11 protein-coding genes are annotated in these 13,799 nt (G+C 32.2%); 10 read left to right on the top strand and 1 reads right to left on the bottom strand.

Going from position 1 to position 13,799, the window contains the following annotated elements; translation table 11 throughout:
* Window positions 1-9 precede the first annotated feature (9 nt).
* From FYJ58_RS08970 to pgeF, 5 genes are all read left to right on the top strand, one after another.
* Window positions 10-768: a ribonuclease HII gene (locus tag FYJ58_RS08970; protein ID WP_154519401.1), complete on the top strand. Its 759-nt coding sequence runs from the start codon at window positions 10-12 to the stop codon at window positions 766-768.
* Between the two features lie 12 nt (window positions 769-780).
* Complete coding sequence (fliK, locus tag FYJ58_RS08965; RefSeq protein WP_154519400.1) at window positions 781-2,154, top strand: flagellar hook-length control protein FliK; 1,374 nt, start codon at window positions 781-783, stop codon at window positions 2,152-2,154.
* Between the two features lie 411 nt (window positions 2,155-2,565).
* Window positions 2,566-2,865: an EscU/YscU/HrcU family type III secretion system export apparatus switch protein gene (locus tag FYJ58_RS08960; RefSeq protein WP_154519399.1), complete on the top strand. Its 300-nt coding sequence runs from the start codon at window positions 2,566-2,568 to the stop codon at window positions 2,863-2,865.
* Window positions 2,866-2,904: 39 nt separating this feature from the next.
* Window positions 2,905-3,288, top strand: a complete 384-nt coding sequence (locus FYJ58_RS08955; protein WP_154519398.1) for a YraN family protein — start codon at window positions 2,905-2,907, stop codon at window positions 3,286-3,288.
* Window positions 3,289-3,368: 80 nt separating this feature from the next.
* On the top strand, window positions 3,369-4,262 hold the full coding sequence (gene pgeF / locus FYJ58_RS08950; protein WP_154519397.1) for a peptidoglycan editing factor PgeF: 894 nt from the start codon (window positions 3,369-3,371) through the stop codon (window positions 4,260-4,262).
* 95 nt (window positions 4,263-4,357) lie between these two features.
* Here the strand turns inward: pgeF and FYJ58_RS08945 are convergent, their stop codons facing one another.
* Window positions 4,358-5,518 carry a ribose-phosphate pyrophosphokinase gene (locus FYJ58_RS08945; protein WP_154519396.1) on the bottom strand — a complete coding sequence of 387 codons (1,161 nt, stop codon included), beginning with the start codon at window positions 5,516-5,518 and terminating at the stop codon, window positions 4,358-4,360.
* 155 nt (window positions 5,519-5,673) lie between these two features.
* Here FYJ58_RS08945 and tig point away from each other — a divergent pair, with 155 nt between their 5' ends.
* The 5 genes from tig (at window position 5,674) to FYJ58_RS08920 (ending at window position 13,711) form a co-directional block, all read left to right on the top strand.
* A complete protein-coding gene (gene tig, locus FYJ58_RS08940) occupies window positions 5,674-6,747 on the top strand; it encodes a trigger factor (protein ID WP_205839213.1) in 1,074 nt (357 codons plus the stop codon).
* Window positions 6,748-6,802: 55 nt separating this feature from the next.
* Window positions 6,803-8,122 (top strand): DUF512 domain-containing protein, encoded by a 1,320-nt coding sequence (locus tag FYJ58_RS08935; protein WP_154519394.1) that lies wholly within the window; start codon window positions 6,803-6,805, stop codon window positions 8,120-8,122.
* Between the two features lie 21 nt (window positions 8,123-8,143).
* Complete coding sequence (der, locus tag FYJ58_RS08930) at window positions 8,144-9,466, top strand: ribosome biogenesis GTPase Der (RefSeq protein WP_154519393.1); 1,323 nt, start codon at window positions 8,144-8,146, stop codon at window positions 9,464-9,466.
* A gap of 4 nt (window positions 9,467-9,470) precedes the next feature.
* Window positions 9,471-10,097 carry a glycerol-3-phosphate 1-O-acyltransferase PlsY gene (gene plsY, locus FYJ58_RS08925; protein WP_154519392.1) on the top strand — a complete coding sequence of 209 codons (627 nt, stop codon included), beginning with the start codon at window positions 9,471-9,473 and terminating at the stop codon, window positions 10,095-10,097.
* 212 nt (window positions 10,098-10,309) lie between these two features.
* Window positions 10,310-13,711 carry an EAL domain-containing protein gene (locus FYJ58_RS08920; RefSeq protein WP_205839212.1) on the top strand — a complete coding sequence of 1,134 codons (3,402 nt, stop codon included), beginning with the start codon at window positions 10,310-10,312 and terminating at the stop codon, window positions 13,709-13,711.
* The last annotated feature ends 88 nt before the right edge of the window (window positions 13,712-13,799 follow it).

Genomic DNA, 13,799 nt, shown 5'->3' with positions numbered 1-13,799 from the left:
GAAAAAATCATGAAGAAAACAATTGCAGAGATAAAGAAAGAATTTGAATCAGTCGATAAAGAGGATAGAATCGCATTAATGACTGCTTACTCTGAGGATAGTCGAGCAGGGGTAAAAAAAATAATTGAACATTATAAAAAAGAAGAGGAAAAATTAAGAAAAGAAAAAATCCGTTGTGAAAAAATGAGATGCTATGAAAAAAAATATGAAGAATATTCTTATATTTGCGGAATTGATGAGGTTGGAAGAGGACCTCTTGCAGGACCGGTTGTAGCAGGTGCAGTTATTTTGCCAAAGGATTGTGAAATCCTTTATATTAATGATTCGAAACAGTTAAGTGAAAAAAAGAGAGAAGAGCTTTATGAAGAAATCATGAGGAAAGCAATTGCTGTTGGAATTGGTGTTGTATCACCGGCTGTGATTGATGAGATTAATATATTACAGGCTACTTATGAGGCAATGCGAACGGCAATTAATAATTTAGAGATAAGACCGGATATTTTGTTAAATGATGCAGTGACAATCCCCCAAGTCCCAATTAGACAGGTACCAATTATTAAGGGCGATGCAAAAAGCATCTCAATTGCTGCTGCCAGCATTGTGGCAAAAGTAACAAGGGATCATATGATGGAAGAATATGATAAAATATATGGAGGATATGATTTTGCATCGAACAAAGGATATGGTTCTCAAAGACATATTGAAGCATTAAAAAAATTAGGTGCTTCTCCAATCCATAGAGCTTCTTTTATAAAGAATTTTATATAGAGGTGAGATAGGATGAACAAAATCGCATGGAACCAGTCAGCTGGTTTAGCAGGCAATTCAGGGTTAGAACTTACAAATCAAATTCTTTCTAACTCAAGGGAAACAATGACAAAATCTTTGCTGGATTTAGTTCCCGGCGATACATTCAATGGACAAGTATTAGATATTAAACAAGATTCGGTTACAATTCAAATAGGCGGACAGGTGATTGAGGGAAAACTAGAACAGGACGTTGCATTATCAATCAATCAAACAATTAAATTTGTTGTAAAAGCAACGGAAGGGAATAAACTTGTTATATCCCCTGTATTAAATAATATGTTAGTGGGAAAAGATGTAGCTCTTTATCAGGCATTAGAGCAGGCCGGTCTTGCTGCAACTGATAAAAATATTGATACAATTATGGAACTTTTGAAATACCAAATGCCTTTGGATAAAGGGACCATACAAAAAGTATTGGCGTTTTCCTATCAATATCCGGAAGCTGATTTGAAAGATATCGTTTTAATGTTAAAGAATGAAATACCAATTACAAAAGAATCCATGGAACAGTGGCAGAATTATAAAAATTCCAATCATCAAATCACAACTTGTCTAAAACAAATTGCAAAAGAACTTCCAAGTGCTATATATCATGTTTTAACTGCTGATGGGCAAGAAGCTGCATCTTCTGTTTTAAATGAGATTTTTCGAGATTCCATATTTGATGACATTCGGTTAACGCTAGATTCGGAATTGACAAGTGTCAATAGAAACAATGAGTCTCTCAAAAGATTACTAGAAAAAGCTTCTGACGAACTTTTGACGAAATTGTCAGTAAAGCCAAAACAGCTTGGACGGGAGTCTATGATAGAACATTTAGAAGAATTAGAAAAACAAGTAAATTTATTAAACGATAAACTTGGAACGATAAATAGTGGAAAAGAAGTAATTCAGCAGTCAGCAAAAGAAATAAAAAATAACTTGAATTTTATGAAGGAATTAAATCAAAATTTTATTTATACGCAACTTCCAGTCCAATTATCAAAGCAGGTTACACATACTGATTTATATGTATTTGCAAATAAAACGGTTAAAAAGACGACAAATGATTGTATTCGGTTGCTCTTGCATCTAGATATGGAGTTTTTAGGTAGTACCGATATCATGGTAGCAATGCAAAAAACAAATCTAAATTTAGAATTTACGTTTACTGACCAAAATTCTGCTGATATTACTAAAACGCATATTGAAGAGTTAAGTCAGCGTTTAACAGAGAAAGGTTATCAAGTTACAAGCCGTTTTGTTGTAAATGAGGATGAAAATTTTGATTTTGTCGAAGACTTTATTTGTCAAAATAGTGATGGGAGGAATGTAACAAGATATTCTTTTGATATGAGAGCATGAAATCTGTTTTAGTTTCTATAGTCAAATAAAAGTATAACTTTTGAAGTATTCTGCATATTATAAAGCGAACATAAAAAGGAAAATTATGTCAGTTAATTCAAAATGCAGTAATATTGTTGATTATTCAAAAGTTACTGGAGATAGAATTTTACCATAAAAATTTTAGACAGTAAAAGACGTTATTCTATAAACACTGTTTTTGGAATAGCGTCTTACTTTTTTGTAAATTATGTATATTTTTTTGCCCTTTTATAAGAATTTGTTCTAAAAAAGAATACTTGATTTATTTTTGATGTGTTATGTTATAGAAAAAGCGTTAAAAATGTAAGAAAAATTTTGTTTTTTATTCGCATTGTTCCTGAATTGTAAAATATGATATAATAAAAAAAAGATTGAAAGGTGGCAAGTGAAATGGAAAAGCAAACAGCGAATAAAAATAAAACTGCAGTTGCACTTACTTATAATCCCAATGAAGAAGCACCTAAAATTATCGCAACTGGAAAAGGCTATTTAGCAGATAAAATTCTTAACAAAGCAAAAGAAAATTCAATACCAGTTCATCAGGACAGTAAACTTGCTAATACATTATCTAAATTGGATATCGGAGAGTATATACCACCGGAATTATATGATGTAGTTGCGGAGGTGCTAGTGTTTGTTGATAATATGGATCGGATAAAGGGGAAATTATCAGATTATAGCGAAAAGTAATGAAACATTATAGTGTATAATATTATCTAAGGGAGATTTATGCAGGAGTTAGCTAAAAATACAAGATTAAATAAACGTAAAATCGGTACAAAATATGAGGAAATTGCCGTTTGTTACCTAATTTCAAAAGGATATAAAATAATAGAAAGAAATTATAGGAATTTATATGGGGAAATTGATATTTTGGCTAAGAAAGATTCTACCTTGCTATTTTTTGAGGTCAAGTTTCGTAGTGATGGCAGCTATGGTGACCCGTTAGAAGCAGTAAATCATTGGAAACAAAAACGAATAAGCAAAGCAGCGTTATATTATTATGCAAAAAATGGCTATGCTAAAAATCTACCTTGTAGATTTGATGTAATAGCCATTTATGGAGATGGAACTATTAATCATATCGAAAATGCGTTTGAATTTCAATGGTAAGCTTATATGAAGGCTGTTAATGAACTATAAATTGCCCTTTCATTGTAGGAAAACAAGAAAAAGGAGAAATGTACATAAATATGGAACCAAAAAAGTTATTTCAAGTTGGAAGAGATTCTATTATATATTCAAAAAAATATTGGAAACAGAATAAAAATGGTATATTAAATCTTAGCAATAAAACACCGTATATTGAGTTTCCAACGTTACAACAGATTCCATTTATAAAACATGGATTTTCTACGCGATTAGGTGGAGTAAGTAAAGAACATCTTGCATCACTAAATCTTAGTTTTATCAGAAATGATGAACCAGAACATGTATATATGAATTATCAGAGAATATGCGATGCAATCGGAATTAAAATAGAGAGCTTGGTTTTTTCAGATCAAGTTCATGATACAAAAATTCATCGGGTGACAAAAAAAAATTTGACAGGAAAACCATTCGAAAAACAAGGGTTAAAGGGAATTGACGGACTGGTTACAGATGAGCCGGGAGTGACGCTTGTAACTTCTTATGCAGATTGTGTTCCATTGTTTTTTGTGGACACAAAAGAAAGGGCAATTGGATTATCTCATTCGGGCTGGAGAGGAACTGTAGGGCGAATTGGTGCAAAAACTGTTCAAACAATGAAAAATGAGTTTGGAACAAATCCAGAGAATTTAATAGCAGTAATTGGACCTTCTATTTGTCAAGAATGTTATGAAGTTAGTAAAGACGTAGCACTTCAATTTGAATCGGAATTTTTGCCAGAACAAATAGATTCCGTGCTTATCAAAAAAGAAAATGGAAAATACCAGCTTGACTTGTGGAGGGCAAATCAAATTATTTTGGCAGAGGCAGGAATACCACAAGAAAATATTAGTGTTGCAGGAATTTGTACTTGTTGTAATAATGGTCTGCTCTTTTCACATAGGGCTTCGCAAGGTATGCGTGGTAATTTAAATGGCTTTTTGCAGATAGTAGAATAATATCTATAATACAATTTTACAAAAACAGACACATGATATCATCCGTCTGATTTTATTCATGTGTCTGTTGGTTGTTATAACTGAAAAATGTTTTTCTATTGACGGTCTTTTATAATTTCATGGATTTTCTTTACCGGGTCAACAATTTCATTAATCGAAGTATCATGATTTAAAGTATTAATAATGAGAGCAACATATCGGCTAAGGTCAACTTTTGTATAATATGGTCTTGATACTAGTTCATCACTAATATAAGTTAAATTAGTAGTAAACAACTGGTCTAAAATTCCCTCTTCATACGCTTTGTCAAATGCTTCTAAGCCTTCTGAAAACAAACCATAAGTAACACACATATAAATCTTCTTTGCATTTCTTTTCTTTAATTCACGAGCTGTTTCAAGAATTGGTTCTCCGGAAGTAATTAAATCATCTACGATTAAAACTGTTTTGCCGGCTGGATCATTTCCTAAAAATTCATGTGCAATTACTGGGTGTAGACCATCTACTGTTGTAGTATAGTCCTTTCGTTTATAAAACATTCCCATGTTAATACCAAGTACATTGGCATAATAGACAGCACGAGGCATTCCATTTTCGTCCGGACTTACTGCCATTAGAGAATCTCCATTGACTAGAAGTTCCTTGTCATATTCTAATACTTTTTCTACAAATTGAAAGGCAGTATTAAAGTTGTCAAATCCGTTGATTGGAATGGAATTAACAACCCTTGGCTCATGGGCATCAAATGTAATAATATTTTCAACACCCATTTCAATTAATTCCTGTAAAGCAATCGAACAATCCAAAGATTCGAAATTTCTACGAATATCACGACGTCCTTCATACAAAAAAGGCATAATTAAATTAATTCGGCTTGCTTTTCCATTGGAAGCAGCAATGATGCGTTTCACATCCTGATAATTGTCGTCTGGAGAGGTAAAAGTATCTTCGCCATTTATTTTGTATAAATTACTTGCATTTACCGGATCCATTAATAAAAATAAATCGGCTCCTCGAACAGATTCATGAATAATACCTTTTGATTCACCGGTTCCAAATCTAGGTGTATCTAAGTCAACTAAGTAATTATCGGTAATATATCCAGGAAAAAACTCTGCTTTTTTTGTTCCGGCATACCCCTTTCTTGTTTCTGCTAAAATCTGGTTTACACTTTCACCAAATTCTTTCAAGCTGTCTAATGCAGCAATTTTTAAAGTACCAACAGGAAATGCTTCTTCAATAATTCTATTTGGCATATTATATTCCTCACTTTTGTATTTATAAAATAATCTATGGTGATTGTAACAGACTTTTCTTAAGAATTCAATAAAATGCTTTTCTTTTTCAGCAGAATGTGTTATAAATGTATAGTGCAGGTAAAAATCTGCGTGAAGAAAAAGGAGAAATGAAAATGAAACGAAAAGTAGTAACAACAATTATGGTTGTCAGCCTTGTAGCAATGATGACAGCATGCGGGGACAAATCAGTTTCTTCTAAAAAAGAAGAAACGACCAAAGCAGAAACACAGGCTAGTAAAGATGAAAATTATAAAATAAGTGACTGTGTACAATTAGGAGAATATAAAGGCTTGAAAAAAGAAGCTGCAAAAGTAACAGATGAAGATGTAGATACTTACATTAAACAGCAATTAGAGTCGAATGCAGAGAAAAAGAAAATAAAAGAAGGAAAAGTAAAAGATGGTGATACAGTAAACATCGATTATGAGGGGAAAAAAGATGGAAAGGCTTTCGAGGGTGGTTCCCAAAAAGGATACGATCTTACAATTGGTTCTAATACCTTTATTGATGGTTTCGAAGATGGATTAATTGGTGCAAAAGTTGGAGAAACAGTAAAACTAAATCTTACATTTCCAAAAAATTATAATTCGAAAGAGTTAGCTGGAAAGAAAGTTGTATTTACAGTTAAAGTAAATTATATTCAGGGTGACCCAATTATTCCTGAATTAAATGACAAATATGTAAAGAAGAATACAAATTATAAAACAGTAGAAGAATATAAAAAGGCTACAAATGAACAGCTATTAAATGAAAAACAGGCTCAAAACGAAAGTGCTGTTTGGCAGGAAGCTGTTAAAAATACAAAAATCAAAAAATACCCTCAAGTAGAATTAGATAAAGCATTTGAAAATATTAAATCATATTATCAACAAATGGCAGCAAGTTACAATACGGATTTAGATACTATTTTATCCCAGTTTGGTTCTTCTGAAAAGACTTTTGAAGAAGATACAAAGGATATTGTAAAAGCTGGTGTTGCTGAAAAACTAGTTGCTCTTGCAATTGCAGAAAAAGAGGGACTGGAAGTTACAGATAAAGAATACGAAGCTAAAATTGATGAATTTGTCAATAATGGTTATGGAACAAAAGAAGATATAAAAAAGAAAGTAAAAGAAGAAGATTTAAAACAACAGTTATTGATGGAAAAAGCTCAAAAAGTAGTTATTGACTCCGCAGTGGAAAAATAAGTTATTTGAAAAGTCGTCCGAATAAGGCGACTTTTCTTATCAAGGAGAAGATTAGATGAAAGGACATAAAATTACAGAAGTAGCTCCGGGAAGTATCGGAGAAGAATTAGAACTGGAACCGGGAGATATTCTATTATCCATTAATGATTGTGAAATAAAAGATGTATTTGACTATCATTATTATATGAATGAAGAATATTTAACTGTTTTAGTCCGCAAACAAAATGGAGAAGAATGGGAACTTGATATTGAAAAAGAATATGAAGAAGATTTGGGACTTTCTTTTTCGGAAGGGCTGATGGATGCTTATCGCTCTTGTCATAATAAGTGCATGTTTTGTTTTATTGATCAGATGCCTCCTGGAATGAGAGATACTCTTTACTTTAAAGATGATGATGCAAGGCTTTCCTTTTTACAGGGAAATTATATTACACTTACCAACATGAAGGAAGAAGATTTAGAACGCATTATATTATATAAACTGTCACCAATTAATATTTCAATTCATACAATGAATCCAGAACTTCGCTGTAAAATGCTCCACAATCGTTTTGCAGGTGATGCGCTGCAGAAGGTAAAACGGCTGTATGAAGCTGGAATTGAAATGAATAGTCAGATTGTATTATGTAAAGGTTATAATGACGGTGAGGAATTAGAGCGCAGTATTAAAGAACTGTCGGAACTGCTTCCTTATATGAGAAGTTTATCAGTTGTTCCGGTTGGATTGACAAAATATCGGGATAATTTAGTACAGCTTGAAAAGTTTGAAAAAGAAGATGCAAAAAAAGTTTTAGAACTAATTCATGAATGGCAGGAAAAACTTTTAAAAGAACATGGCACAAGATTTGTATTCCCAAGTGATGAATGGTATCTAATTGCAGAAGAAGAGATACCAAACGAAGAATATTATGAAGGATATGGACAGATTGAAAATGGCGTCGGAATGATTCGTTCACTTGTTGATGAAGTCGATGAGGAATTAGAGTGTATATCGAGAGAGCAAAAAGAAATAAGAAGTAAGACAATATCGTTAGCAACCGGCAGGCTTGCTGCACCAATTTTAGAAAAAATAATTAAAAAAGTGAATTGTATTTACCCTGGTATTCGTGGTAAAGTATATATGATAGAAAATGATTTCTTTGGACATGATATTACCGTAGCAGGGCTTTTGACAGGACAGGATATTATAAAGCAATTAAAAGGAAAAGAACTGGGAGATTATTTAATTTTGCCTGATGTATTGTTAAGAAGTGGTGAAGAAGTATTATTAGATGATTTAACAGTAAATGATTTGGAAAAAGAATTAGGTATTAAAATCCGGATTGTAGCTTCAGATGGAGCTTCTTTGGTTCGTACAATCGTTTTGGATGAATAACTATAGATAAGGAGTAGAAGAATGAGTAGACCAATTGTTGCAATTGTAGGACGTCCGAATGTAGGAAAGTCCACATTATTTAATTCATTAGCAGGGGAAAAGATATCCATTGTAAAAGATTATCCAGGCGTAACAAGAGATCGTATTTATGCAGATGTGACTTGGCTTAATTATCAGTTTACAATGATTGATACCGGTGGTATTGAGATGGATACAAAAGATATAATGCTTTCCCATATGCGTCAGCAGGCAGAAATTGCAATTGAAACTGCAGATGTCATTATGTTTTTAGTTGATGTAAAGCAAGGTTTGGTGGATGCAGATTTTAAAGTAGCCGATATGCTTCGAAAATCTCATAAGCCGGTTGTGCTAGTTGTAAATAAAGTAGATAATTTTGAAAAATATATGCCAGATGTATATGAGTTCTATAATCTTGGAATAGGTGACCCATATCCAATTTCAGCTTCTTCTAAGATTGGGTTAGGTGATATGCTTGATGAGGTAACTTCTCATTTTAATAAATCACTTGCTACGGAAGAAGAGGACGAACGGCCAAGAATTGCAATCGTAGGAAAACCAAATGCTGGAAAATCTTCTATTATCAATAAGCTTCTTGGTGAAGAGAGAGTTATTGTATCGGATATTGCTGGTACGACCCGGGACGCAATTGATACAGCTGTAAAATGGAATGGAAAAGAATATGTATTTATTGATACGGCAGGACTTCGAAGAAAGAGTCGTATTAAAGAGGAACTTGAGCGTTATAGTATTGTTCGTACTGTTGCTGCAGTAGAAAAAGCTGATTTGGTATTATTAGTAATTGATGCCACTGAAGGAGTAACGGAACAAGATGCTAAAATTGCCGGAATTGCTCATGAACGTGGCAAGGGTATTATTATTTGTGTAAACAAATGGGATTTGATAGAAAAGGACAATAAAACAGTTGCAAAATATACAGATGAGATTAGAAGAATTCTTTCCTTTATGCCATATGCACAGATTATGTTTATTTCTGCAAAAACAGGTCAAAGACTTCCAAAAGTATTTGAAACAATTGAAACTGTAATTCAGTATCAAAACTTAAGAATTGCTACTGGTGTATTAAATGAAATTGTGACTGAAGCGGTTGCAATGCAACAACCTCCTTCCGATAAAGGAAAACGTTTAAAAATCTTTTATGTAACACAAGTGTCAGTAAAACCACCAACCTTTGTTATATTTGTAAATGACAAAGAGCTTATGCATTTTTCATATACACGCTATTTAGAGAATCGAATTCGTGATGCGTTTGGTTTCACCGGAACTTCACTTCGATTTATCACAAGAGAGAGAAAGGAAAAATAGGTATATGATAACTACGATTATTATTTGTTTATTGATAGGATATGGTTGTGGATGCTTTTCCACCGGGTATTTTGTTGGGAAAGCAAATAATATGGATATCCGGAAAGAGGGAAGTGGTAATGCAGGTGCAACAAATGCACTCCGGACTTTGGGGATAAAGGCAGCTTTAATAACATTCTTAGGAGATGCGTTTAAGGCAATTATTCCTATTGTTGTTTACCGCATTATGTTTGCCGATAAAACTGCTTATTGGGAATTATATGCCCTTTATATTGGTTTAGGTGTTGTATTAGGACATAATTTTCCTTTTTATTTGAATTTTAAAGGTGGAAAGGGAATTGCTGCAATGGGAGGTATTATAATCTCAATTGCTGACCCACGAATTACATTAGCTGGTATTATCATTTTTGTATCAGTCGTTGCAATCTCCCGCTATGTTTCACTTGGTTCTTTAATTGTGGCATGGCTGCTGCCGTTAAATACCTTTTTATTTTATAAGGAAAGTCCTGTATTTTTACATATGATGATTATTTCATTTTTATTTACAATACTTGCTTATTTACGACATTGGCAAAATATAAAACGATTACTTTCCGGTACAGAACGTAAGATAGGTGTAAAAAATAAGTAAGAGAAAGGGTACTATTGTAGTATCCTTTCTCTTTTTTAAATTATATCTTTAATTAGAAAAAAAGAAACTTTACAGCATATTGCAAAAATATTTAATCATTACTTCTGCACTATGTAAATTGACTAATAATTATTTTACATGTATAATTAAAAATGGTGAGAATAAAAGAGAATTCAAATGTTGTTTTTACAATAAAAGGAGGAACTAAGTTTATGATTGGATTGGAAAATAAGGCAATTGAGTTGTCTGAAAAAATGCTTCAATTTTATACGGGAAGGGAATCCTTCCAAAATATAGTTCCTTTTTTAGCTGAGAATTTTTCATGGAATGGGATTCGAAAAGGAGAGTACAGCAATTCTTTAGAAGAAACCATTTGTTATTATGAAAAACATAAAGACGAGCAATCTTTTGCTTATTTTATAGAAGACGAGCAATTTCATACTGTAATTTCAAATGAAACAGTTTGTGTAATTGAAGGATTTGCTTACATGGAATATTATGAATATTCAAAGTCTTTTAAGAGTCCTTTAATTATGACATTTGTATTCCAGATAACAGATTTAGAAGAACTAAAGTTAATTCGGTTCCATATTTCCATTCCCACTGTTCATGCTCATTTACTCCAAGAAAATGGAATGCCTGGCAAAGTTGGAATTGAAAAGTATGAGATTGAAGATGTTTCTCATGATTATCTAACAAAATTGTATAGTGAACGCACAGCAATCCGTTTAATTAACAATTATTTAGCTTTTTGTTCTAAACGGACACAGTGCGGTTTATTTTTAATTACACTTGATAATATGGCAGAAATTTATATGCAGGTAGAAAAGAAAAATAGTGAGCTGATTTTGTCAGAGGCTGCTCAAAAGTTAAAAATGATGTTTCGCTCAAGTGATATCATTACCCGCATAAAAGAAGAATGTTTTCTTGTTTTTATGAAGGATATAAAGGAAAGTTCAATTGTTTTGCTAAAATGTCAAAAAATCTGCAGAACACTTCAGGATGTTTATAGTTATGGAAATAAAAAGGTTGAAGTTACTGTTTCTGTAGGAGCTTCTATTTTAACCTGTGAGGACTCTTTTGAAGTTTTATTAAAAAAAGCTAAGGTGGCATTAGAGGAAGCAAAGAAAAAAGGAAACGGACAGTATTCTGTAGATTCCATTTCAACTGATGCAATCCCTAAGAATTTACTCCAAATAAAATATGACCGAATTAATGTAATACCAGTATGTTTAAATTTAATTACAAGAATTGGACAACCAAAGCTTGCAATTAACCGTGTGCTAGAAATTGTAGGGGAATTGTATCATTTAAAACGGACTTATATTTTGGAATTGTCTAATGATAATCGATTTATTTCTATGAATTATGAATGGTTTAATAAAGAAACAGAAAGTAAAAGATTCTCATTTCAACGGTTGGATTGTTTTTCCTTAGGTCAATATTTTTCCTATTTTGACGAAAATGAAATACTTCAATGGTCAAAGGACTGTCCATTGCCCAAAGGTTTTCAAATGGTTATTCCAAATAGCTCTTTGGCTGGCATACAATTGTTATTTTATGTGTCAGAGAAGCCAATCGGGGTTTTAGGAATTGAGTATAAAGATGAATATGAACATTCAAGCTACGAAGATATTAATTTGTTCCGCTATATTGCTCAAATAATAGGAATAAAGCTTCAAAGTATCCGTTATGAAAAAGAAATTGCCCGCCTGTCTGGTGCTGATGCAGTCACAGGATTTATGAGTTATTCCACTTTCTATGAATTAGGAGAAGAAATTATACAAAATAAAAAGGGTCAAAATTATGCAATTTGTTCTTTTGAAATTAGAAGTCTGTCAGAAATCAGTGAATGGTATGGCTACTCTGTTTTAAATAAAGTAATTCGTTATTTCTCGGATTTATTAAAACAGGAATTGCCCAATACTCTGTTATTGGCAAGAGACAGAAATTCAGTTTTTCATGTATTAACATTATTAGAATCAAATGACCAATTTATGATTGCCTTAGATAAATTATATGCAAAGAAAAAAGTTTGTTATGAAGATGAAATTATTTTATTGCAATTTTTGGGTGGCATTTACTTCTTTAACGATTTAAAGGTGGATTCAATTTCTTATGCAATTGACAGAGCAGACGCAGCAAGAAAATCTGTTAGTGAGAAGCATCATACTTTTGCATTATTTGATGATGCAATGGAACGAATGCTAAACAAAGAAAAGAAGCTGATTTCCAGAATGAATAATGCTTTGAGAGAAGATGAATTTAAGATCTATATGCAACCGAAATATCGCTTATCTGATGAGCAATTTGTAGGAGCCGAGGCATTGATACGTTGGATTTCTCCAAAATTTGGTTTTCTATCACCTAATCAATTTATACCGATTTTTGAAAAAAATGAATTTATCATTGAAATTGATTTTTTTGTATTAAAACGTGTGTGTGAAAAGCTTCAATCAATTTATGAGTCAGAAGAAGAAATGTATACAATATCTATTAATCAGTCAAGGATTACTATTACAAAAACAGATTACATCAAACGGCTACAAGAAACTTTGAATCAATTTAGCTTTCCGAAACAATATATTGAACTGGAAATTACAGAAAGTGTATTCGGACAGGATATGGACGGAATCGTGAAGGTTGTTAAACAGATAAAAAAATTGGGCTGTATGGTTTCTATTGACGACTTTGGTTCCGGATACTCTTCTCTAAATATGGTTCGATTAATTCCATTTGATGTGTTGAAATTAGATAGAGGATTTTTGCCAGATGGGGAACTATCTGAACGAAGTCATCAAATTATTGAGAGTATTATTGAGATGGCAAATCGGATTCATGTTCGAGTAATTTGTGAGGGTGTTGAAACAAGAAATCAAGTTGAATTTTTAGAACAAATAGGCTGTGATCATGTTCAAGGATACTATTTTTCAAAACCGATGCCAATGGATATTTTAGATATGTATCTTGCCAATAGAAATAAAACTGACCAAATATTACGGGACTTGACAGAAAAAGGGTTTCAAATTGCATCTAAGCTTCTTGGGGATTTATTCCATCAAAAAATTTATATGGAAAACTCCAAGATTTGTCCAAGTCGTGCAAAGCAATTACTTGAATTAGTTCATCTAAAAGATAACAATTTAATTGGGATAAAAACAATGTTTTCGCAAAGTGAAATTAAAGGAAGTATTTTAATTCTTTTGAAAAAGTCCTATGCATCATGGATACTAAAAGGAGAAGAATTAAATCCATATTTTTTATTTCAATTAAATGAAGAAACAATTAAAAGGCTGGAAGACCTTGGAAGTATTGTAGCTGCCTCTTATGCAAAAATAATAAAAGAAGTAACCGGGTTAACAATTTCCAGTTCTTACACAGAAGTATTCAAAGAGGATGTAGAGGATATAATTCAATATACCGTTACAGAAATGAATGGATTGGCGGAACGTGTTCGTTGCATTGAAAACCGGTTTTTTATACATAAAAATTATAGAGAGGAATTAATTGCACAACTATTTTTGTTTCTTGATTCCAATTCGGAAAAGTTAATTTTAGATACAATTGAACGAAACCAGTTAAAAATGACAGTTGAAAAAGCAACAAAATTATGATAAAGTAAATTTATTAGACTCTGGAGATAACTTTATTTTCAGAGTCTAATATATTATTAGGACAAAATAGAAAAGAAAGTGATGGTAA

This window comes from Velocimicrobium porci (genome assembly GCF_009696045.1).
Lineage (GTDB): Bacteria > Bacillota > Clostridia > Lachnospirales > Lachnospiraceae > Velocimicrobium > Velocimicrobium porci.
The sequence above is the reverse complement of the archived record's forward strand: the minus strand, read 5'-3'. Positions and strand labels throughout refer to the sequence as shown.